At 57.4% G+C, this 21,352-nt stretch carries 19 protein-coding genes; 11 read left to right on the top strand and 8 right to left on the bottom strand.

The window, feature by feature from the left end; genetic code table 11:
- Nucleotides 1-330: 330 nt before the first annotated feature.
- Entirely contained in the window at nucleotides 331-1,605 is a 1,275-nt protein-coding gene (locus ACI7MX_RS02140) for a uracil-xanthine permease family protein (RefSeq protein ID WP_122786369.1), read from the bottom strand.
- Nucleotide 1,606: 1 nt separating this feature from the next.
- A complete protein-coding gene (gene upp, locus ACI7MX_RS02135) occupies nucleotides 1,607-2,245 on the bottom strand; it encodes a uracil phosphoribosyltransferase (protein WP_405588628.1) in 639 nt (212 codons plus the stop codon).
- A gap of 165 nt (nucleotides 2,246-2,410) precedes the next feature.
- On the opposite strand from upp, the gene ACI7MX_RS02130 reads away from it, so the two are divergent.
- From ACI7MX_RS02130 to ACI7MX_RS02120, 3 genes are all read left to right on the top strand, one after another.
- Nucleotides 2,411-2,968, top strand: coding sequence for a hypoxanthine-guanine phosphoribosyltransferase (locus ACI7MX_RS02130; RefSeq protein WP_153378503.1), 558 nt, complete (start codon nucleotides 2,411-2,413; stop codon nucleotides 2,966-2,968).
- A 17-nt stretch (nucleotides 2,969-2,985) separates the two neighbouring features.
- A complete protein-coding gene (locus ACI7MX_RS02125; protein WP_314492411.1) occupies nucleotides 2,986-3,459 on the top strand; it encodes a WbuC family cupin fold metalloprotein in 474 nt (157 codons plus the stop codon).
- 67 nt (nucleotides 3,460-3,526) lie between these two features.
- Nucleotides 3,527-4,468 carry an AEC family transporter gene (locus ACI7MX_RS02120; RefSeq protein ID WP_405588632.1) on the top strand — a complete coding sequence of 314 codons (942 nt, stop codon included), beginning with the start codon at nucleotides 3,527-3,529 and terminating at the stop codon, nucleotides 4,466-4,468.
- A 9-nt stretch (nucleotides 4,469-4,477) separates the two neighbouring features.
- Here the strand turns inward: ACI7MX_RS02120 and ACI7MX_RS02115 are convergent, their stop codons facing one another.
- The 5 genes from ACI7MX_RS02115 to gatC form a co-directional block, all read right to left on the bottom strand.
- On the bottom strand, nucleotides 4,478-5,518 hold the full coding sequence (locus ACI7MX_RS02115) for a calcium/sodium antiporter (RefSeq protein WP_405588851.1): 1,041 nt from the start codon (nucleotides 5,516-5,518) through the stop codon (nucleotides 4,478-4,480).
- A 47-nt stretch (nucleotides 5,519-5,565) separates the two neighbouring features.
- The gene (locus ACI7MX_RS02110; protein ID WP_314492416.1) at nucleotides 5,566-5,937 is read right to left on the bottom strand and encodes a septal ring lytic transglycosylase RlpA family protein; all 372 of its coding nucleotides are present in this window, start codon (nucleotides 5,935-5,937) and stop codon (nucleotides 5,566-5,568) included.
- A 180-nt stretch (nucleotides 5,938-6,117) separates the two neighbouring features.
- Nucleotides 6,118-7,563, bottom strand: coding sequence for an Asp-tRNA(Asn)/Glu-tRNA(Gln) amidotransferase subunit GatB (gene gatB / locus ACI7MX_RS02105; protein ID WP_405588635.1), 1,446 nt, complete (start codon nucleotides 7,561-7,563; stop codon nucleotides 6,118-6,120).
- A gap of 10 nt (nucleotides 7,564-7,573) precedes the next feature.
- A complete protein-coding gene (gatA, locus tag ACI7MX_RS02100) occupies nucleotides 7,574-9,025 on the bottom strand; it encodes an Asp-tRNA(Asn)/Glu-tRNA(Gln) amidotransferase subunit GatA (RefSeq protein ID WP_405588638.1) in 1,452 nt (483 codons plus the stop codon).
- Nucleotides 9,026-9,040: 15 nt separating this feature from the next.
- Nucleotides 9,041-9,328, bottom strand: a complete 288-nt coding sequence (gatC, locus tag ACI7MX_RS02095; protein ID WP_153378510.1) for an Asp-tRNA(Asn)/Glu-tRNA(Gln) amidotransferase subunit GatC — start codon at nucleotides 9,326-9,328, stop codon at nucleotides 9,041-9,043.
- Between the two features lie 210 nt (nucleotides 9,329-9,538).
- Between gatC and mreB the strand changes: the two genes are divergently transcribed.
- The 8 genes from mreB to tldD all read left to right on the top strand — a co-directional run bounded on the left by mreB (nucleotide 9,539) and on the right by tldD (nucleotide 20,764).
- Nucleotides 9,539-10,576 carry a rod shape-determining protein MreB gene (gene mreB, locus ACI7MX_RS02090; protein ID WP_002555108.1) on the top strand — a complete coding sequence of 346 codons (1,038 nt, stop codon included), beginning with the start codon at nucleotides 9,539-9,541 and terminating at the stop codon, nucleotides 10,574-10,576.
- A 144-nt stretch (nucleotides 10,577-10,720) separates the two neighbouring features.
- On the top strand, nucleotides 10,721-11,800 hold the full coding sequence (mreC, locus tag ACI7MX_RS02085) for a rod shape-determining protein MreC (protein ID WP_314488466.1): 1,080 nt from the start codon (nucleotides 10,721-10,723) through the stop codon (nucleotides 11,798-11,800).
- Complete coding sequence (mreD, locus tag ACI7MX_RS02080; protein WP_314488378.1) at nucleotides 11,800-12,288, top strand: rod shape-determining protein MreD; 489 nt, start codon at nucleotides 11,800-11,802, stop codon at nucleotides 12,286-12,288. Before mreC ends, mreD begins: the two co-directional genes overlap by 1 nt.
- A gap of 52 nt (nucleotides 12,289-12,340) precedes the next feature.
- Complete coding sequence (locus ACI7MX_RS02075; RefSeq protein WP_314488381.1) at nucleotides 12,341-12,946, top strand: Maf family protein; 606 nt, start codon at nucleotides 12,341-12,343, stop codon at nucleotides 12,944-12,946.
- Nucleotides 12,947-13,002: 56 nt separating this feature from the next.
- Entirely contained in the window at nucleotides 13,003-14,460 is a 1,458-nt protein-coding gene (gene rng, locus ACI7MX_RS02070) for a ribonuclease G (RefSeq protein WP_314488384.1), read from the top strand.
- A 77-nt stretch (nucleotides 14,461-14,537) separates the two neighbouring features.
- Entirely contained in the window at nucleotides 14,538-18,350 is a 3,813-nt protein-coding gene (locus tag ACI7MX_RS02065) for a YhdP family protein (RefSeq protein ID WP_405588646.1), read from the top strand.
- A gap of 61 nt (nucleotides 18,351-18,411) precedes the next feature.
- Entirely contained in the window at nucleotides 18,412-19,260 is an 849-nt protein-coding gene (locus ACI7MX_RS02060) for a carbon-nitrogen hydrolase family protein (protein WP_314488390.1), read from the top strand.
- A 61-nt stretch (nucleotides 19,261-19,321) separates the two neighbouring features.
- The gene (gene tldD / locus ACI7MX_RS02055) at nucleotides 19,322-20,764 is read left to right on the top strand and encodes a metalloprotease TldD (RefSeq protein ID WP_314488392.1); all 1,443 of its coding nucleotides are present in this window, start codon (nucleotides 19,322-19,324) and stop codon (nucleotides 20,762-20,764) included.
- Between the two features lie 44 nt (nucleotides 20,765-20,808).
- On the opposite strand, the gene yjgA is transcribed toward tldD, so the two are convergent.
- Nucleotides 20,809-21,330 (bottom strand): ribosome biogenesis factor YjgA, encoded by a 522-nt coding sequence (gene yjgA, locus ACI7MX_RS02050; RefSeq protein WP_122786385.1) that lies wholly within the window; start codon nucleotides 21,328-21,330, stop codon nucleotides 20,809-20,811.
- Nucleotides 21,331-21,352: the final 22 nt, after the last annotated feature.

Genomic DNA, 21,352 nt, shown 5'->3' with positions numbered 1-21,352 from the left:
CCCAGAGGGAGAGGGGACTAACAGCAAGAGCAAATCTGCGCGGTGTCAGAGTTGTTAGAGATCAAGCCCCTCTCCCAGAGGGAGAGGGGACTAACAGCAAGAGCAAATTTGCACAGTGTCAGAGTTGCTAGAGATCAAGCCCCTCTCCCAGAGGGAGAGGGGACTAACAGCAAGAGCAAATCTGCGCGGTGTCAGAGTTGTTAGAGATCAAGCCCCTCTCCCAGAGGGAGAGGGGACTAACAGCAAGAGCAAATTTGCACAGTGTCAGAGTTGTTAGAGATCAAGCCCCCTCTCCCTTTGGGAGAGGGTTGGGGTGAGGGTCAAGCCGATTTAGATAATCGGCTCATCACCTTTCTTCTTTTTCCAGCTGTCATTACCCGGCAGTATCAGGTTCAGCGCAATCGCCACGATGGCGCACAGCGCGATGCCTTTAAGACCGAAGTCTTCAGGCCCCATCCCCGTGCCGATCAGCACGCCGCCAATACCAAACACCAAAGTGACCGACACAATCACCAGATTGCGCGCTTCACTGAGGTCGACTTGATGGCGAATCAGGGTGTTCATGCCCACCGCTGCAATCGAACCGAACAACAGGCACAGAATCCCGCCCATCACTGGCACCGGTATGCTTTGCAGCAATGCGCCGAACTTGCCGATAAAGGCCAGGCTGATGGCGAAGATCGCTGCCCAGGTCATGATTTTCGGGTTGTAGTTCTTGGTCAGCATCACTGCGCCCGTCACTTCGGCGTAGGTGGTGTTGGGTGGGCCGCCGAGCAATCCCGCTGCGGTGGTGGCAATGCCGTCACCAAACAACGTGCGATGCAGGCCCGGATTTTTCAGGTAGTCGCGTCCTGTCACGCTGCCCACGGCTATCACGCCTCCAATGTGTTCAATGGCTGGGGCCAACGCCACAGGGACGATAAACAGAATCGCTTGCCAGTTAAACTCGGGGGCCGTGAAGTGCGGTAAGGCGAACCACGGGGCTGCCGCGATCTTCGCGGTGTCGACGACGCCAAAGTAGAACGCCATGCCAAAACCTACCAGTACGCCCGCAATGATCGGCACCAGACGGAAAATCCCTTTACCGAATACCGCCACGATCAAGGTGGTCAGTAGGGCTGGCATCGAGATCAGCATGGCGGTTTGGTAGTGGATCAGTTCGGTGCCATCTTCCGCACGGCCCATGGCCATGTGCGCAGCAATCGGGGCCATTGCCAGGCCGATCGAAATGATGACCGGGCCAATCACCACGGGTGGCAGCAGGCGGTCAATAAAACCGGTGCCTTTAAGCTTCACCGCAAACCCGAGGAAGGTGTACACGAAACCGGCTGCCATGACGCCGCCCATCGTCGCGGCCAGGCCAAATTGGCCTTTGGCGAGAATGATCGGGGTGATAAACGCAAAACTCGACGCCAGAAAGACCGGCACCTGGCGCCGGGTCACGATCTGGAACAGCAGAGTCCCGAGACCCGCCGTGAACAGCGCAACGTTAGGGTCGAGGCCAGTAATCAGAGGCATCAACACCAACGCGCCAAAGGCCACGAAGAGCATCTGCGCACCAGAAATAATCTGACGCCAGAGCGGGTCGTTGAACTCGTCCTGCATGTTATGCGTCCTTTTGCTTGGTGCCGAAGATCTTGTCGCCGGCATCGCCCAGCCCCGGAATGATGTAGCCGTGATCATCAAGGCGCTCATCAATGGACGCGGTGTAGATGGTCACGTCCGGGTGTGCGGCTTCAACTGCTGCGATCCCTTCAGGCGCGGCAACCAGCACCATGGCGCGGATTTCTTTACAGCCAGCTTTCTTCAGCAGGTCGATGGTGGCTACCATTGACGAGCCGGTGGCCAGCATCGGGTCGATGATCATCGCCAGACGCTCGTCGATTTCCGGTACGAGTTTTTCCAGATACGTGTGGGCTTGCAGGGTTTCTTCGTTGCGGGCAACGCCTACAGCACTGACTTTGGCGCCCGGGATCAGGCTCAGAACGCCTTCCAGCATGCCGATACCGGCGCGCAAGATAGGCACAACGGTAATTTTCTTACCGGCAATTTTTTCAACCGTGACTGTACCGCTCCACCCTGCAATTTCGTAGGATTCGAGCGTCAGGTCTTTAGTGGCTTCGTAGGTCAGAAGCGCGCCGACTTCCTGTGCAAGCTCACGGAAGTTCTTCGTGCTAATGTCAGCGCGGCGCATCAAGCCGAGTTTGTGGCGGATCAGCGGATGGCGGATCTCAAGAGTGGGCATAGGGAAAGACTCCGGGGGGCAGGCAAAAAAACCGGCCTAGATTAATCTAATCCGAGGTTATGTCCTACAGACATTAGTGCACGTTAGTCCATAAACGCTTGATCTGAGCCATGCGGATGCGTACCTTTGCCCGCTTTTCTTGCACAACCCCCCCTGGAGAGCGTCATGTCTGCTGATCTCGAGCATATCCGTCAAGTCATGCGAGAGGCTGACTGCCTGTACACCGAAGCTGAAGTCGAGGCATCTATCGCCCGTGTCGGCGCGCAAATCACAGCCGAAATGGCTGAGACCAATCCAGTGGTGTTCTGCGTGATGAACGGAGGCCTGATTTTTGCTGGCAAGCTGCTCACCCACCTGAAATTCCCGCTTGAGGCGTCTTATTTGCACGCCACGCGCTATCGCAACCAAACCAGTGGCGGTGACTTGTTCTGGAAAGCCAAGCCGGAAGTGTCTTTCATGGACCGTCACGTGCTGATTATTGATGACATTCTCGACGAGGGTCATACCCTTAGCGCGATTGTGGACTTCTGCAAACACGCGGGTGCGCGTCAGGTTCATACTGCGGTGTTGATCGATAAAGAGCATGACCGCAAAGCGAGCCCGGGCCTGAAAGCCGATTATGCGGGGCTGCCGTGCATTGACCGTTACATCTTTGGTTATGGCATGGACTACAAAGGTTACTGGCGTAACGCTGCCGGCATTTATGCGGTTAAAGGTTTATAAACAAGGACGTTTATCCTATGGTTGGCCCACGCTTTCTTGATAAATCGCTGTTTGACGACTTGGCCGAGAAAGCTGCCGGGAACCCTCGCGGTCGCCAGCATCACAACCTGCATCAGATGCAGGAGCCTTGCCATCGCATGGTGGTCGGGCTGCAACCGTCAACCTATGTGCCGCCGCATCGCCATTTGAGCAGCGAGAAGGCCGAAACCTTGTTGGTGCTCAGGGGCGCACTGGGTGTACTGATCTTCGATGAAGGCGGTCAGGTGCTCGACAAGCGTGTATTGCAAGCGGGCGGTGATAGCCTTGGGGTAGATCTGCCGCCAGGTGTGTTTCATGCCTTGGTGGTGCTGGAGCCAGACAGTTTGATGTTTGAATGCAAAGCCGGGCCCTATCAACCCGTGGGAGACGGTGAGCTAGCTCACTGGGCACCTCGTGAGGGTGAGCCGGGTGTGGCTGAATATCAGGCTTGGATGCGTGCGCAATTCTTTTAAATTGTATTAACCGTTGCCAAAAAAGCTGGCATACCGTTAGCTTGCTTACTTCCTTGAGTGCGCTGACATGCTGGCCATTTTCCTTCAGACGCTCTCTATAACCGCCCCCGTATTTGCCATGTTGTTTCTGGGTGTGGCGCTCAAGCGTGTGGGCTGGATCAATGACAACTTTATCCATACGGCGTCGGCACTGGTGTTTAACGTCACCATGCCGGCGTTGTTGTTCCTGGGTATTTTGCACGCTGATCTCAGGGCCGCTATGCAGCCCAAAGTGCTCGGTTACTTCACGCTGGCAACGCTGATCAGCTTTGCATTGGCATGGGGTTGGGCGATTTGGCGGTGCCCGCGTGAAGACCGTGGCATCTATACCCAAGGCGCCTTTCGCGGTAATAACGGGGTTATCGGTCTGGCCCTGGCGGCCAGCATGTACGGTGACTACGGCATATCGCTGGGAGCTGTGCTCGCCGGTCTGGTGATTTTGCTCTTCAATACCTTGTCGACCATTGTGCTGGCGGTCTATAGCCCGGTGATCAAGTCCGACCCGTGGAGCATCTGCAAAAGTGTGGTCAAGAACCCGCTGATCATCAGCGTGTTGGCGGCTGTACCCTTTGCGGCTTTCAAAATTGGCTTGCCCGGCTGGTTGCAGGCCTCAGGCGAATACTTGGCCGCAATGACCTTGCCGCTGGCGCTGATCTGCATTGGTGGCACGCTGTCGCTGGCCAGCTTGCGCAAAAGCGGCAACATGGCGGTGAGCGCCAGTCTGGTGAAAATGGTCAGCTTGCCCGTGCTGGCCACATTGGGTGCGTGGCTTTGCGGCTTTCGCGGGCCTGAGCTGGGTACGTTGTTCTTATACTTCGCCAGCCCGACGGCCGCCGCCAGTTATGTCATGGCACGGGCGGCCAATGGCAATCATGAATTGGCTGCGGCGATTATCGTGATCACCACGTTGATGGCGGCGATTACCACTAATATCGGGATTTTTGTGTTGCAGTGGGGCGGTTGGATCTAGCGCCAGGCCTCAGTGCTGCCGACGCCATGCCCGCACGGCGTTCAACAGCACCCCTACCAGCAGGGCCGGCAGGATATAAAACAACATCAGGTGTTCGAGCTTGCTTGCCAGCGGCATGCCCGTGGTGAATGACACCACGTGCAGCCCATACGCCAGATATAAACCCAGAAACAGCAAACCTTCCACCCGTGTGACGCGATAGCCGCTATAGAACACGGGTAAGCACAGTGCTGCGACCCCGAGCATGACTGGCAGGTCGAAAGCCAGTGCATTAGGCGAAACGGATAACGGTGAGGGTGCCAGCAGCGCGGTGAGCCCCAGTACGCCCAGCAGATTGAACACGTTGCTGCCAATCACGTTGCCGACTGCAATTTCACGCTGGCCGCGAAACGCGGCGATCAGGGAGGTCGCCAATTCGGGCAGTGAGGTGCTGACGGCAACGATGGTCAGGCCGATGATGCGTTCGGACAAGCCGAGTTCTGAGGCCACTTCCAATGCAGCGCCCAACAGCAGGTGGCCAGCAACCCCAAGGAGCAGCAACGCACAGCCCATCAGCGAGAGCGTGCGCAACCATGAAGTCGGCGGGCGATCGTGATGGGGATGGTGATGGCCGCTGTGGCGCGACTGGTGCAGCAGCAGGAGCAGGTAGGCCAGCAAGCCGCCCAGTAGCAAGAAGCCGTCCAGACGGTCGAGTTGATGGTTCAAGGCCAAGGTGAAGACCAGTGCACTGGCGAGGATCATCAGCGGGATATCCAGCCGCACCAATTGGCGCGAGACCCGCAGCGGAATGATCAGCGCCGAAAGGCCGAGGGTCACGAGGATGTTGAACGTGTTGCTGCCAATCACGCTGCCGACGGCAATGTCTGCCGTGTCATTGAATGCCGCTTGCAGGCTGACCGTCATTTGGGGTGCGCTGCTGCCCATCGCGACCACGGTCAAGCCGATGAGTAGCGGGCGAACCTTCAATTTAGCGGCGATATGCTCGGCGCAGCGCACCAGCAACTGCGCCCCGGCGACCAACAGCACAAGGCCGCCGAGCAATTGCAGCAAACTCCACGCTGATAATGCGTTCAACCCGAAAATACCCACCCCCTCGATTAATCGCTCAAGCCCTGCACGCGGACTTTAGCAGTGCCGCTGCGCAGCATATCCAACTGTCGAGCGGCCTGACGAGACAGATCAATGATTCGCCCTCGTGTATGGGGGCCGCGATCATTGATGCGGACCACCACAGACTTGTCGTTGTTGAGGTTGGTCACCAATACCCGACTGCCAAATCGCAGGCTGGGGTGGGCGGCGGTGAGCCCATGCTGGTTGAAGGGTTCGCCACTGGCAGTGCGTTTGCCGTGATGACGAGCGCCGTAATAAGAGGCCATGCCGGTCTTGTCATAACCGCGAGGGTCAATGTCATGACTGGCACAGCCAGCGAGCAAGCTGAACAGGGCGCAGGCGCCGAGTAGCTGCTTCATGGGGAATCCTTTTATTGCTATGAAAAATACCGCCCGTAGCAGCTGCCGCAGGCTGCGTTCGGCGGCGAAGCCGTCGTAAACCAGAAGTTTTCAATTCAAACTTTGAACCGCGCTTCCTGATTTACGATCGCTTCGCAATCGGACGCAGCCTGCGGCAGCTGCTACGGGTTTCGCATTGCTTTAGCCTTCGAGTTTGCTTTTCAGCAGTTCGTTGACCTGTTGCGGGTTGGCTTTGCCTTTGGATGCTTTCATGGCCTGACCGACGAAGAAGCCGAACATCTTGCCGCGCTTGGCTTCGTCTGCCGCGCGGTATTGCTCGACTTGTTCTGCGTTGGCCGCCAGCACTTCATCCAGCACTTTTTCAATCGCGCCGCTGTCGGTCACTTGCTTGAGACCGCGCTTTTCGATGATCTCGTCAGCGCTGCCTTCGCCGTTAGCCATTGCTTCAAGCACCACTTTGGCAATCTTGCCGGAGATGGTGTTGTCCTTGATGCGCTGCAACATGCCGCCCAGTTGTTCGGCAGTGACCGGCGACTGATCAATGTCCAGGCCTTGCTTGTTGAGCAGGCTGCCCAGCTCAACCATGACCCAGTTGGCCGCCAGTTTGGCGTCGCCGCTGATGCTGACGACTTTTTCGAAGTAGTCCGCTTGTTCACGGCTTGATGCCAGTACGCTTGCATCGTAAGCCGACAAACCGAATTGCGACTGAAAGCGCTCGCGCTTTTGCGGTGGCAATTCTGGCAGGGTGGCGCGCACGTCTTCGATAAACGAATCTTCGATCACCACCGGCAGCAGGTCAGGATCGGGGAAGTAACGGTAGTCGTTAGCTTCTTCCTTGCTGCGCATGGCGCGGGTTTCATCTTTGTTCGGGTCATACAGGCGGGTTTGCTGGATGACCTTGCCACCGTCTTCGATCAGTTCGATCTGGCGCTGAACTTCGCTGTTGATGGCTTTTTCGATGAAGCGGAACGAGTTGACGTTCTTGATCTCGCAACGAGTACCGAATTCGGCCTGGCCCACAGGGCGAATCGACACGTTGCAGTCGCAGCGCAAGGAGCCTTCGGCCATGTTGCCATCGCAGATGCCCAGGTAACGAACGAGCGCGTGCATGGCTTTGACGTAAGCCACGGCCTCTTTGGCGCTGCGCATGTCCGGTTCCGAAACGATTTCGAGCAACGGCGTGCCGGCCCGGTTCAGGTCGATGCCGGTGGCGCCGCTGAAATCTTCGTGCAAGCTTTTGCCTGCGTCTTCTTCCAGGTGAGCACGGGTGATGCCGACACGTTTAACAGTGCCGTCTTCCAGTGTGATGTCCAGATGGCCTTTGCCGACGATAGGCAGTTCCATCTGACTGATCTGGTAGCCCTTGGGCAAATCCGGATAGAAGTAGTTCTTGCGGGCAAATACGCTGTGCTGACCGATTTCGGCGTCAACCGCCAGGCCAAACATCACGGCCATGCGCACGGCTTCTTCGTTCAGTACCGGTAAAACGCCTGGCATACCCAGGTCAATCAGGCTGGCCTGGGTGTTTGGCTCAGAGCCGAACGTGGTGGCGCTACCGGAGAAAATCTTCGATTGGGTGGCGAGCTGGGAGTGAATTTCCAGCCCGATCACAACTTCCCATTGCATATGTTTCTCCTCAGAAGCCGGCAGGTGAGCGCGTGTGCCAGTCAGTGTTCAACTGATACTGGTGGGCGACATTGAGCAAGCGACCTTCCTGAAAGTAGGGTGCCAGCAACTGCACGCCCACAGGCAACCCGTCAACAAAACCGGCTGGCATCGACAGGCCTGGCAGGCCCGCGAGGTTAGCGGTGATGGTGTACACGTCTTCCAGATAGGCAGAAACCGGGTCGCTGTTTTTAGCGCCGATTTTCCAGGCCGGGTTAGGCGTGGTTGGGCCGAGGATGATGTCGACTTCATTGAAAGCGGTCATGAAGTCGTTTTTGATCAGGCGACGGATTTTTTGAGCTTGCAAGTAGTAAGCGTCGTAGTAGCCGGCGGACAGGGCATAAGCGCCCACCAGAATTCGGCGCTGTACTTCAGGCCCAAAGCCTTCGGCACGCGAGCGTTTGTACAGATCAGTGAGGTCTTTCGGGTCTTCGCAGCGATGGCCGAAGCGCACACCGTCAAAACGCGACAGGTTGGAGGATGCCTCGGCCGGAGCGATCACGTAGTACGCAGGGATAGCGTGCTGCATGTTAGGCAGGCTGATGGTCTTGATCACTGCACCGAGCTTTTCAAGTTCTTTGACGCTGGTGTGGATCAGCTCGGCAATACGCGGGTCAAGCCCTTCGCTGAAGTACTCTTTAGGCACGCCGATGCGCAGGCCTTGCAGCGAACCGTTGAGGGTGGCGCTGTAGTCCGGCACGGGCTCATCGATGCTGGTGGAGTCTTGTGGGTCGAAGCCAGCCATGCCTTGTAACAAAATAGCGCAGTCTTCAGCGGTGCGGGCCAATGGGCCGCCCTGATCAAGACTGGACGCGTAGGCAATCATGCCCCAGCGTGAGACGCGACCGTAGGTCGGTTTCAGGCCGGTGAGGTTGGTCAGTGCTGCCGGCTGTCGGATAGAACCGCCGGTGTCGGTGCCGGTTGCCGCAGGCAACAGTCGGGCAGCAACGGCGGCTGCCGAGCCTCCCGACGAACCGCCGGGCACGTGCTCAAGGTTCCACGGGTTTTTAACCGCACCGTAGTAGCTCGATTCGTTGGCCGAACCCATGGCGAACTCGTCCATGTTGGTTTTGCCAAGGGAGACAGCACCGGCAGCCGCCAGCTTGGACACCACGGTGGCGTCGTACGGGGCTTTGAAGTTGTCGAGCATCTTCGAACCGCAACTGGTGCGCACACCCAGGGTGCAGAACAGGTCTTTATGACCGATGGGCGCGCCCAGCAGAGCGCCGGTTTCGCCATTGGCGCGACGTGCGTCGGCGGCCTTGGCCTGCTCTAGCGCGAGGTCTTCGGTGAGGGTGATAAAGCTATTGAGCTGTGGATCGAGCTGAGCGATACGCGCCAGCAGGGTCTTGGTCAGCTCTTCGGAAGAAAACTTTTTATCGGCGAGTCCGCGAGCGATCTCGGCCAGAGTCAATTGATGCATGCAGGCTCTTTCCTTTTACTCGATGACTTTAGGAACCAGGTAGAGGCCGTCTTCGACCGCCGGTGCGATGGACTGGTACGCCTCGCGATGATTGGTCTCAGTCACGACGTCTGCACGCAGGCGCTGGCTGGCTTCCAGGGGGTGAGCCAGAGGCTCGATACCGGTGGTATCGACAGCCTGCATCTGGTCAATCAGCCCCAAAATGCTATTAAGTGCTTCGGTGGTGCGTGGAATATCGGCATCATTGAGACCCAGACGGGCCAAATGAGCGATTTTTTCCACGTCGGAGCGTTCAAGCGCCATGGGATTCTCCAGTGGAAAACAAGACGGATGCTATCCGTGTGTTAGATTGTCGGAACACTACCGCAATTCTACGGTTTAATGGCCGCGATTGTGGGGGCTGGTGCTCTGAAAAGCTGCCAATTTAACATATTGGCGCCTTGCCCAAAATCCCTGTCGTTGTTAGAGTTTGCCGCACTTTTTTACCCACGCGTTGCCTAGGGTCCCTTTCCCATGTTCAAGAAACTGCGTGGCATGTTTTCCAGCGATCTTTCCATCGACCTGGGCACTGCCAACACCCTGATTTACGTGCGTGAGCGCGGTATTGTCCTGAATGAGCCATCGGTTGTGGCTATTCGGACGCACGGTAACCAGAAAAGTGTCGTTGCCGTTGGCACCGAGGCTAAGCGCATGCTTGGCCGTACACCGGGCAACATTGCTGCCATTCGTCCGATGAAGGACGGCGTGATCGCTGATTTCAGCGTTTGCGAAAAGATGCTGCAGTATTTCATCAACAAAGTGCACGAAAACAGTTTTCTGCAACCCAGCCCTCGGGTGCTGATTTGCGTGCCATGCAAATCGACTCAGGTTGAACGTCGCGCCATTCGTGAATCGGCACTGGGTGCCGGCGCTCGCGAAGTGTTTCTGATCGAAGAGCCAATGGCGGCCGCCATCGGTGCCGGCTTGCCGGTTGAAGAAGCGCGCGGTTCGATGGTCGTCGATATCGGTGGCGGTACCACTGAAATCGCACTGATCTCCCTGAACGGTGTGGTTTACGCCGAATCAGTACGGGTCGGCGGTGACCGCTTCGACGAAGCGATCATTACCTATGTGCGCCGTAACTACGGCAGCCTGATCGGTGAGTCGACCGCTGAGCGTATCAAGCAGGAAATCGGCACAGCCTATCCGGGCGGTGAAGTGCGTGAAGTCGACGTGCGCGGCCGTAACCTGGCAGAAGGCGTACCTCGTGCGTTCACCCTGAACTCCAACGAAGTGCTTGAGGCTCTGCAAGAGTCGCTGGCAACCATCGTTCAGGCCGTGAAAAGCGCGCTGGAGCAATCGCCGCCAGAGCTGGCTTCGGATATTGCCGAGCGTGGTCTGGTACTGACCGGTGGTGGGGCCCTGTTGCGTGACCTCGACAAGTTGCTGGCCCAGGAAACCGGTCTGCCGGTGATCGTCGCCGAAGACCCGCTGACTTGCGTTGCTCGTGGTGGTGGCCGTGCGCTGGAAATGATGGACAAACACACGATGGACCTGCTTTCCAGCGAATAAGATCGCCTGGTGCAGTTCTACGGTTATCACCAAAAGGTAGCACTTTGCAGTGCTGCCTTTTGGCGTTTACCTTCTGTCAATCTTCATCCAGGCCGCTTTGAAGCCGTATGAATACATTGAACACTTGCCCGGGAGGAGCGGCCTATTAAACCGCTCTTCACCAAAGGCCCCTCGTTGGGCGTACGCCTGTTAGTACTGGTCGTACTGTCGGTCGCGCTGATGGTGGTTGATGCCCGTTTCACGGTGCTAAAGCCCGTGCGCAGCCAAATATCGCTGGTGCTGATGCAGTCCTACTGGATCACTGACTTGCCGCAGCGCTTGTTTCAGGGCGTTGCCAGTCAGTTTGGCAGCCGTACTGAGCTGGTGGCTGAAAACGAGAAACTCAAAACCGAAAACATTCTGCTGCAAGGCCGCATGCAAAAATTGGCTGCCTTGACTGAGCAGAACGTTCGTTTGCGCGAGTTGCTCAACTCTTCGGCGCTGGTCAACGAAAAGGTTGAAGTCGCCGAGTTGATCGGTATGGACCCGAACCCCTTTACCCATCGCATCATCATCAACAAAGGTGAGCGGGACGGTGTCGTGCTGGGTCAGCCAGTACTCGATGCTCGCGGCTTGATGGGGCAAGTGGTTGAGTTGATGCCCTACACCTCTCGGGTTTTGTTGCTGACGGATACAACCCACAGCATTCCGGTACAGGTCAACCGCAACGGCTTGCGTGCGATTGCCAGCGGCACGGGTAATCCCGAACGCCTGGAGTTGCGCCATGTGGCGGACACAGCAGACATCAAAGAAGGCGATTTACTGGTCAGCTCAGGGCTGGGGCAGCGCTTTCCTGCGGGTTATCCGGTTGCGACGGTCAAAGAAGTGATTCACGACTCCGGTCAACCGTTTGCCATTGTGCGCGCCGTTCCCACAGCAGCCTTGAACCGCAGCCGCTACTTGCTGCTGGTGTTCAGCGACAGCCGCACGCCGGAAGAGCGCGCCAATGATGCGGCCCAGGCTCAGGACGCAGAGCAGGGTGGCGTCGGCCCAGCCATTATCCCGGCCACGGTGCCCAAACCTGCGGCGGCTACCCCGGCGCCAGCCGCGGCACCTGCTCCTGTCGTTGCACCTGTTGCTCCCGTAGCAGTGCCAGCGGCGGCGAAAAAACCGGCTCCAGCGTCAACCCCCGCCGCACCCAACCCGCCAGCCGCTGCGCCGGCCACGACTCGGGAGAGGCAATAATGGCGAGTACCCGTTCACGTAATGGCTGGATCATCTGGCTGACATTTGCCATTGGCCTGCTGCTCAGCATTTCACCCATGCCGCAATTCATGGAGGTGTTCCGTCCTTTGTGGCTGGCATTGCTGTTGACCTTCTGGGCGCTGTACCTGCCGCATAAAGTCGGCATGGTCACTGCGTGGTGTCTGGGCTTGGCCGAAGACGTGCTGTATGGCACCTTTCTGGGCCAGAACGCACTCATCCTGACGCTTATCACGTTCTTGGTACTGACACTTCAGCAGCGTCTGCGGATGTTCCCGATGTGGCAACAAAGTCTGGTGCTGCTGGTCATTTTCGGGCTGGCTCAGTTGGCTCAACTGTGGCTAAGTGCCTTGACGGGAAACCGTCAGCCGACGCTTGCACTGGTTTTGCCAGCGCTGGTCAGTGCGCTACTTTGGCCGTGGGTCAGCTATGGTCTGCGCGGCTTGCGCCGACGTTTCAAAATCAATTAACAGGAGCGCGAGCCATTTCCGGGTTTGTGCACTTTGACAAGGAGATGTCTCGATGCTTTCGCTTTACCTGGCTTCCGGGTCACCGCGCAGACGTGAGTTATTGACTCAAATCGATGTGCCGTTCAATACGATCATTGCCGCCATTGACGAAACCCCACACGTCAACGAATCCCCTGAGTCCTATGTCGAACGCCTGGCGTGCGAGAAGGCTCAGGCTGGGCGTAATGTATTGCTGAAATCGATCCACCCGGATTTGTTCTGCGTGTTGGGTGCCGACACGGCCGTGGTGCTGGAGGGCCGAATTCTCGGCAAGCCGGTCGATCAGGCCGATGCCATGGCTATGCTTAAGGCGCTTTCAGGGCGTGAACATGATGTGTTAACGGCCATTGCAGTCATTGATAGCCAGCTCTGCGAGACCCGTGTGGTGCGCAGTCGTGTGAAATTTCGAGACATCAGTAAACAAGAAGCGAGCCTTTATTGGGCCAGCGGAGAACCGCAGGACAAAGCTGGCGGATACGCCATTCAAGGCTTGGGTGCGGTGTTTGTGGCGGGCCTCAATGGCAGTTATTCCGGTGTCGTGGGTTTACCCCTATGCGAAACCGCAGAACTGTTGGGGCATTTCGGCATACCCTGTTGGCAAAACCTTACCGTGCGCTGAATACCGCACCTACGAGATGTGGCACTACTGTGATGACGCCTGAACGAGACCCAGCCATGAGTGAAGAGATCCTGATCAACATCACGCCGATGGAATCGCGCGTGGCGGTGGTAGAGAACGGTGTTCTACAAGAGGTGCACGTCGAGCGGACCCAGCGCCGCGGCATTGTTGGCAATATCTATAAAGGCAAAATAGTCAGGGTCTTGCCTGGCATGCAGGCCGCCTTTGTCGATATCGGTTTGGACCGCGCGGCGTTTATCCACGCCTCCGAAATTTCCCTGCGTGAAGGTCAGGCCGTGGAAAGCATCAGTGCGCTGGTGCATGAAGGTCAGAGTCTGGTGGTGCAAGTGACCAAAGACCCGATTGCCTCAAAAGGCGCGCGCCTGACCACACAGCTGTCCATACCTTCGCGCTATCTGGTGTACATGCCGCGTACCGCTCATGTTGGCATTTCACTGAAAATTGAAGATGAAGCCGAGCGTGATCGCCTGAAACAGGTGGTCAGTGATTGCGTGGCTCAGGAAGGCATCAAGGAAGCGGGTGGTTTTATCCTGCGCACGGCGGCCGAAGGCGCCGGAGCAGATGAGATTCTGATGGACATTCGCTACCTGCGCCGTCTGTGGGATCAAATCGGCTTGCAGATAAAAACCGCCGGTGCCCCGAGTGTGATCTATGAGGACCTGGGCTTGGCGCTGCGTACGCTGCGTGACCTGGTCAGCCCAAAGATTGAGAAAATCCGCATCGATTCGCGAGAAACCTTTCAGAAAACGACGCAGTTTGTGGCTGAGCTCATGCCTGAAATCGCTGATCGCCTTGAGCATTATCCGGGTGAGCGGCCCATTTTCGATCTGTATGGCGTTGAAGATGAAATCCAGAAAGCGCTGGACCGTAAGGTGCCACTCAAGTCCGGTGGTTATCTGGTCGTCGACCCCGCCGAGGCCATGACCACGATTGACGTCAACACAGGCGCTTTTGTGGGCCACCGCAATCTTGAAGAAACCATTTTCAAAACCAACCTTGAGGCGGCTACCGCCATCGCGCGGCAATTGCGCCTGCGCAATCTGGGCGGGATCATCATCATCGACTTCATTGACATGGAAGATGAAGAGCACCAGCGTCAGGTCTTGCGCACCCTCGAAAAACAGCTCGAACGTGATCATGCCAAGACTAATATCATCGGTATCACCGAGTTGGGTTTGGTGCAGATGACCCGCAAGCGTACACGCGAGAGTCTGGAGCAGGTGCTCTGCGAGCCGTGCCTGTGCTGTCAGGGACGTGGCAAGCTGAAGACTCCGGAAACCATCTGTTACGAGATCTTCCGTGAAATTCTGCGTGAGGCCCGTGCTTATCAAGCGGTTGGCTATCGTGTATTGGCCAACCAGAAGGTGGTTGATCGTTTGCTCGACGAAGAGTCAGGTAACGTCGCAGAGCTTGAAGGATTCATTGGCCGCACGATACGTTTTCAGGTTGAAACCATGTACTCCCAGGAACAATACGATGTGGTGCTGCTCTGAACAGCCGCGGGCCATGCAGGGTAAAAACAGCGGGCCGTTTCGGCCCCTGCGATCAATGACAAAAGGGGCCACATGACATGGAGCGTCTGTCACGCTTTTTTGCCGCGCTGACCCGCTGGGGGCTGGGAATAAGTGCTGTGGTTCTAGTGATCACGGCGCTGTATGTCAGTTTAGGGCGTGAGCTCACGCCGCTGATTGCCGAGTACCGCGTAGAACTTCAAAACAAGGCACGTGATGCCTTGGGCATGCCGTTGACCATCGGCAGCCTTGAAGGCAGCTGGAGTGGAATGGCTCCGGTGCTGATGGCCCATGACGTGATGGTCGGCGAGGGCAACCATGCCTTGCGTCTTGACCGGGTGCAGGTGGTGCCCGATATCTGGTCCAGCCTGTTGCATCGCGATATTCGCATTGCCCATTTGCAGCTCAACGGGTTGCAGTTGAGCGCACGTCAGGATCAGGCCGGTCACTGGACCCTCGAAGGTCTGCCGGTGCAGGACGACCAGCCCCTCGATCCTGAACAATTTCTTAATCAGTTGCAGCGCGTGGCGCGGCTGTCCGTGCTCGACAGCCAGGTGACCCTTGAGCCTTACAAGCAAGCGCCGTTGACCCTGACCTATGTCGGCCTGACGCTGGATGTAGACGCTTCTAATCAGCGGCTCGATGCGCGCTTGACCTTGCCCGATGGCCAGCCTGTAGCCTTGAGTGTCAAAACTCAAATTGAGGCCAGTCACTGGCGCGACGCAGCGGCTCAGGCCTATGTGAGCCTGCCTCAAAGTGATTGGGCCAAATGGTTGCCGGCTTCGCTGATCAACCCGTGGAAAGTGTCAGAGCTCAAGGCGGGCGGCGAGCTGTGGTTTGACTGGAGCAAAGGCTCGGTGCAGCACGCGGTCGCGCGTTTGAATGCGCCAAAATTGCGTGGCGCTTATGCAGAGCGCAAGCCTCAAACCTTCGACAATGTGGCCTTGCGTGCCTGGGTGGAACGCGGCGAGCAGGGGTTTAATGTCGTTCTTGATTCGCTGGCGATGAACCTGGGTGATAAACGCTGGGAAACCCGCATGCAGTTGCAGCAGTTTGCCGCCAATGATCCGGCGCAGGAGCGCTGGCACCTGCAGGCCGATCACATTGACCTGACCCCCCTCACGGCGTTGATGGATTCGCTGGCACCTTTGCCGCAGGCCGCCGCCAAAGTCATTGATCAACTCAACGTCACTGGCACCCTGCGCAATGTAGTGGCCGACTACCGGCCCCATGCTTCGGATGATCAGAAACTCAGTTTTGCTGCCAACCTGCAGCAGGTGGGTTTCAATGCCACTCACGGCGCGCCGGCGGCACGCAATGTCAGCGGCTTGATCAGCGGTGATTTGGGGAAGGGTGAACTGCGCCTCGACAGCAAGAACTTTTCACTGCACCTGGACCCGATCTTTGCCAAGCCCTGGCAGTACCAGCAAGCCAACGCCCTGCTCAAGTGGACGTTGGACAAGAACACCTTCACGCTGATTGCGCCCTATATCAAAGTGCTGGGCGAAGAGGGCAAGATTGCCGCTGACTTCTTGATCCGCATTCATCTGGATCATTCGTCAGAGGACTACATGGATCTGCGGGTGGGGCTGACCGATGGTGATGGTCGCTTCACGCCCAAGTACCTGCCTGAAGTCTTGAGCCCTGCACTCACTGAATGGCTGAGCACGGCCATTATCAAGGGGACCGTCGAAGAGGGTTTCTTCCAGTATCAAGGTTCGCTCAGCCACGATGCCGTCGCGGCAGCACGCAATATTAGCCTGTTCTTCAAAGTGCACGGCGTCGAGATGGCCTTTCAACCCGGTTGGCCTCACGTGCGAGAGGTAGCGGGCGATGTATTTATCGAAGACAGCGGCGTGCGCATCATGGCCAGCAAAGGCCTGTTGCTCGACACCAAGGTGCGTAATGTCGCGGTCAGCATCCCGCATGTTAGTACCGGGAAAGTCAGCCATTTGTTGTTGAACGGCGATTTTGATGGCGGTCTGGGCGATGGACTGAAAATTCTTCAGGAGGCACCGATTGGCACCGCTGAAACCTTTGCCGGGTGGCAGGGTGAAGGCTCACTCAAAGGCCGTGTTGATCTCGATATCCCTCTTGAAAAGGGCGTAGAGCCGAAAATTCTGGTCGACTTCAACACTGACAAGGCGCGCTTGAAAATCAGCGAGCCCGAGTTTGAATTGACGCAACTCAAAGGCGCCTTTCGGTTTGACAGTAATAAGGGCCTGAGTGGTAAAGGCATCAGCGCACGGGCGTTCGATCGTCCCGTCACGGCGCAGATTTATGCCGATGGCAAAGCTGGCAGGCTGAACACACGCGTGGTGGCGAACGGTCAGGTCGGCGTTCAGCAGCTGACCGATTGGCTCAAGTTCAATCAGCAAATTCCCGTGAGTGGTGTCTTGCCTTATCAGTTACAGCTCACGCTGGACGGCGCGGACAGTCAATTGCGGGTCAACTCCAATCTGCGCGGAGCGGTGATTGACCTACCTGCACCTTTCGGTCTGGGTGCCAATGAAGCTCGCGACACGGTATTTCGCATGACCTTGCAGGGGGCTGAGCGCCGCTACTGGTTTGATTATGGCGATCTGGCCAACCTGACGTTTGCCGCACCCAATGGCAAGTTTGAAGAGGGTCGGGGGGAGTTGTTTTTGGGGGGCGGCACGCCGGTTTTACCGCCCGCCAAAGGTCTACGCATTCGCGGCGTCTTGTCGGAACTGGATATTGCACCCTGGCAGGCTCTGGTCGAACGGTATGCAGGCAAGGACGCGGGAGGCAATGCCAAGCAAATGCTCAGCAGTGCGGATTTTAAAGTGGGCAAGCTGACCGGATTTGGCACGCAGCTTGATCAAGTCAGCTTGAACATGAAGCGTACGGGCTCGGCGTGGGGCTTGCAGATCGACAGCAAACAAGCTGTGGGTACGGTAAGACTTCCGGACGCCAAGAGCGCGCCCATCGTGGTCACGATGCAGACCATCCGTTTGCCCGCACCTGATCCCAAAGCGGTGACCGACGACAATGCCCCGGATCCACTGGCCTCAGTCGACCCACGAGAAATCCCGGCGCTGGACATCATTATTCGCCAGCTCTATCAAGGGCCGGATCTGCTGGGAGCCTGGTCACTGAATATTCGTCCGACCAGCCGTGGCATCAAACTGAGTTCGCTCAACCTGGGGCTTAAGGGCTTGCTGCTTGACGGCTCCGGTGGCTGGGAAGGCGTTGCCGGTGCCAGCAACAGCTGGTATCAGGGACGTCTTAGCGGTCGCAATCTTGCCGATGTGCTTAAGAATTGGGGGTTCGCGCCGAGCGTGACCAGCGAAAACTTCCATGTCGACGTGGATGGTCGCTGGCCGGGTTCACCAGCCTGGATCGGGCTTAAGCGCTTCTCCGGCACACTGGATGCATCTTTGAACAAAGGTCAGTTTGTCGAGGTGGATGGCAGCGCTCAGGTGTTGCGCATTTTTGGCCTGTTGAACTTCAATGCCATAGGCCGCCGCTTGCGTCTGGACTTCTCTGACCTGTTTGGTAAAGGCCTGAGTTATGACCGGGTCAAGGGTGTGTTGAACGCCAGCAATGGCGTGTACAGCACCAGTAAACCCATTTTGATGACTGGGCCGTCCACTAACTTGGAGCTTAATGGCACGTTGAACATGGTGACGGATCAGGTCAATGCCAAACTCTTGGTTACATTGCCGGTCACTAACAACCTGCCGCTTGCTGCGCTGTTGGTAGGCGGCCCGGCGGCAGGCGGGGCGATGTTTCTGCTGAACAAGTTGATTGGTGATCAGGTGTCGCGTTTTGCCAGCGTGCAGTACAGCATTCAAGGCCCATGGACAGATCCGAAGATCACCTTCGACAAACCTTTTGAGAAAAACTAGGAGTAGCATGGTGCGGGTTCAGGGCTAAACGCTTATCCACGATGCTTATCAGGAAAACGCCATGTCGCTTGCAGTGATTCAAATGGTCAGCCAGAGCGACGTGCTGGCAAATCTGGGCCAGGCCCGGCGGCTGCTTGAGCAGGCTGGCGAGGGCGGAGCGCAACTGGCCGTGCTGCCCGAGAACTTCGCTGCAATGGGCCGGCGTGACATCGCTAATATCGGTCGCGCTGAGGCTTTGGGCCAAGGTCCGATTCTGCCGTGGTTGAAACAGACCGCTCGCGACCTCAACTTATGGATTGTGGCAGGCACATTACCTCTACCGCCTGCGAATCAACCCGATGCCAAGGTCAATGCCTGTTCATTGCTCATCAGCGCTGACGGCGAGCAAGTTGCACGTTACGACAAGCTGCACTTGTTCGATGTTGACGTGTCTGACAGCCGTGGCCGTTACCGTGAGTCCGATGATTATTCACCCGGTGAGTGTGTGGTGGTGACCGAAACCCCGGTGGGCAAGCTGGGCCTCACGGTCTGTTACGACTTGCGTTTTCCCGAGCTATACAGTGAGTTAAGAGCCGCAGGCGCTGAACTGATCACCGCGCCTTCGGCCTTTACGGCCGTGACTGGGCAAGCCCATTGGGAGGTGTTGATTCGCGCCCGAGCCATTGAAACCCAGTGTTATATCCTCGCCGCCGCTCAGGGAGGTGTTCATCCTGGCCCGCGCGAAACCTGGGGGCATGCCGCAATCATTGACCCCTGGGGACGTGTGCTGGCACAACAGGCACAAGGCGAAGGGGTATTGCTGGCCGAGCGCGACAGTGCAGAGCAGGCGTCTATCAGGGCGCGCATGCCGGTGGTGAACCACCGGCGATTTTTTTCGCAGGGCGCACAGCGGCCTGAAACGCACGACTAATTTTCAGGCCCGTGGGTTCAGCACTCAAAGATGCTGAAGCAGGGGCCAAGACGGAGTGAATATGAGCGAGTTGTTGACCTCAGTCAGCGAACACCTGTTGGCACCGGGCGGTGTCACCATCGAAAGTCTGCAAAGTGTGCTGGGCGATCTGGCCGGGCCGGGTATTGATGCGGCAGATTTGTATTTCCAGGGTCAGATTTCCGAATCTTGGGCACTGGAAGACGGCATCGTCAAAGAAGGCAGTTTCAACCTCGACCAGGGTGTCGGTGTGCGCGCCCAATCGGGTGAGAAAACCGGCTTCGCCTACAGTAACGCCATTACCCTCGAAGCATTGGGACTGGCAGCACGGGCTGCGCGCTCAATCTCCCGCGCCGGGCAGAACGGCACCGTTCAGGCGTTTACGGCTCAGGACGTTGCCCAGCTGTACGCCCCGGATAACCCGCTTGAAGTCATCAGCCGCGCAGAAAAGGTTGAGTTGCTCAAGCGTGTCGATGCCGCCACTCGAGCCCTTGATCCGCGTATTCAGCAAGTTACCGTCAGCATGGCCGGTGTCTGGGAACGCATTCTGGTGGCGTCGACCGACGGTGGCCTGGCTGCCGATGTGCGTCCATTGGTGCGCTTTAACGTCAGCGTGATCGTTGAGCAAAATGGCCGCCGCGAACGCGGTGGGCATGGCGGCGGCGGGCGTACGGATTATCGCTACTTCCTCACTGACGACCGTGCCATGGGGTACGCCCGTGAAGCGTTGCGCCAAGCGCTGGTCAACCTTGAAGCGGTGCCTGCGCCTGCTGGCACCATGCCGGTCGTCCTGGGTTCCGGGTGGTCAGGCGTGTTGCTGCACGAAGCGGTTGGGCATGGTCTGGAAGGTGACTTCAACCGCAAGGGCAGCTCGGCCTACAGCGGACGCATGGGCGAAATGGTTGCTTCAAAACTTTGCACCATCGTCGATGACGGCACCTTGGCTGGCCGTCGTGGATCGCTGAGCGTCGATGACGAGGGCACCCCGACCCAATGCACCACGTTGATCGAGAACGGCGTGCTCAAGGGTTACATGCAGGACAAGTTGAATGCTCGCCTGATGGGCGTAGCGCGTACCGGCAATGGTCGTCGTGAGTCTTACGCGCATTTGCCCATGCCGCGCATGACTAATACCTACATGCTCGGTGGTGAAAGCGATCCGGCAGAAATCATCGCCTCGGTGAAGAAAGGTATCTACTGCGCCAATTTGGGTGGCGGTCAGGTCGACATCACCAGCGGTAAGTTTGTGTTCTCCACCAGCGAGGCGTACTTGATCGAAGATGGCAAGATTACTCGCCCGGTCAAAGGCGCGACCTTGATCGGCAATGGGCCGGAAGCGATGAGCAAGGTGTCGATGGTCGGTAACGATCTGGCGCTGGACAGCGGTGTGGGCACGTGCGGGAAGGATGGACAGTCGGTGCCGGTAGGCGTAGGCCAGCCGACCTTGAAAATTGACGCGATTACGGTTGGTGGTACAGGCGCTTGAAGGGCAGTGAGCGGGTTGCTGGGCAACCCGCTCACGTACGAGATTTAACGCAGACCGCGTTGAGTCTCGTCCAACCCACGAATGTACTTGAACAATTTACGGCTGGAAGCCGGTGCCTTGTTTTGAGCCAGTTCGTGTTTGGCCTGACGGATGATCGAACGCATTTGCTGGCGATCAGCCTCAGGGAACTCGGCGACAAATTTTTCCAGTACGGCGTCATCGCCCTCAATCAGGCGATCACGCCAGCGCTCCAGACCATGGAAACGCTCGTTGTATTGACGCGAAGAGGCATCGACTTGATCGATCAGCGCAAGAATTTCATCCAGCGGTTGATCGCGCATCAGCTTGCCGATGAACATCATATGGCGCTTGCGCGCAATATTGGCCGTGTGTTTTGAAGCATCTGCCAAGGCCCGGCGCAGTGCGTCGGTCAAAGGCATTTTGTTGAGCAAGTCAGGCTTGAGTGTCGTGAGACGCTCGCCCAGTTCAACCAGAGCATGAAGCTCGCGTTTGACCTGTGATTTGCTTTTTTCGCCGTCGAAGGCGTCGTCGTAAGAATCAACCATGGTGGCAGTCCGCAAAGAAACG

It is taken from the genome of Pseudomonas sp. 2024-210 (genome assembly GCF_045062345.1).
Taxonomy (GTDB): Bacteria; Pseudomonadota; Gammaproteobacteria; order Pseudomonadales; family Pseudomonadaceae; genus Aquipseudomonas.
This window is presented reverse-complemented; position numbering and strand designations above follow the sequence as displayed.

Excerpts from the sequence above, each read along its gene's own strand:
- ACI7MX_RS02140 (WP_122786369.1), bottom strand. The coding sequence starts at position 1,605 with ATGCAGGACGAGTTCAACGACCCGCTCTGGCGTCAGATTATTTCTGGT.
- upp (WP_405588628.1), bottom strand. The coding sequence starts at position 2,245 with ATGCCCACTCTTGAGATCCGCCATCCGCTGATCCGCCACAAACTCGGC.
- ACI7MX_RS02130 (WP_153378503.1), top strand. The coding sequence starts at position 2,411 with ATGTCTGCTGATCTCGAGCATATCCGTCAAGTCATGCGAGAGGCTGAC.
- ACI7MX_RS02125 (WP_314492411.1), top strand. The coding sequence starts at position 2,986 with ATGGTTGGCCCACGCTTTCTTGATAAATCGCTGTTTGACGACTTGGCC.
- ACI7MX_RS02120 (WP_405588632.1), top strand. The coding sequence starts at position 3,527 with ATGCTGGCCATTTTCCTTCAGACGCTCTCTATAACCGCCCCCGTATTT.
- ACI7MX_RS02110 (WP_314492416.1), bottom strand. The coding sequence starts at position 5,937 with ATGAAGCAGCTACTCGGCGCCTGCGCCCTGTTCAGCTTGCTCGCTGGC.
- gatB (WP_405588635.1), bottom strand. The coding sequence starts at position 7,563 with ATGCAATGGGAAGTTGTGATCGGGCTGGAAATTCACTCCCAGCTCGCC.
- gatA (WP_405588638.1), bottom strand. The coding sequence starts at position 9,025 with ATGCATCAATTGACTCTGGCCGAGATCGCTCGCGGACTCGCCGATAAA.
- gatC (WP_153378510.1), bottom strand. The coding sequence starts at position 9,328 with ATGGCGCTTGAACGCTCCGACGTGGAAAAAATCGCTCATTTGGCCCGT.
- mreB (WP_002555108.1), top strand. The coding sequence starts at position 9,539 with ATGTTCAAGAAACTGCGTGGCATGTTTTCCAGCGATCTTTCCATCGAC.
- mreD (WP_314488378.1), top strand. The coding sequence starts at position 11,800 with ATGGCGAGTACCCGTTCACGTAATGGCTGGATCATCTGGCTGACATTT.
- ACI7MX_RS02075 (WP_314488381.1), top strand. The coding sequence starts at position 12,341 with ATGCTTTCGCTTTACCTGGCTTCCGGGTCACCGCGCAGACGTGAGTTA.
- rng (WP_314488384.1), top strand. The coding sequence starts at position 13,003 with ATGAGTGAAGAGATCCTGATCAACATCACGCCGATGGAATCGCGCGTG.
- ACI7MX_RS02065 (WP_405588646.1), top strand. The coding sequence starts at position 14,538 with ATGGAGCGTCTGTCACGCTTTTTTGCCGCGCTGACCCGCTGGGGGCTG.
- ACI7MX_RS02060 (WP_314488390.1), top strand. The coding sequence starts at position 18,412 with ATGTCGCTTGCAGTGATTCAAATGGTCAGCCAGAGCGACGTGCTGGCA.
- tldD (WP_314488392.1), top strand. The coding sequence starts at position 19,322 with ATGAGCGAGTTGTTGACCTCAGTCAGCGAACACCTGTTGGCACCGGGC.
- yjgA (WP_122786385.1), bottom strand. The coding sequence starts at position 21,330 with ATGGTTGATTCTTACGACGACGCCTTCGACGGCGAAAAAAGCAAATCA.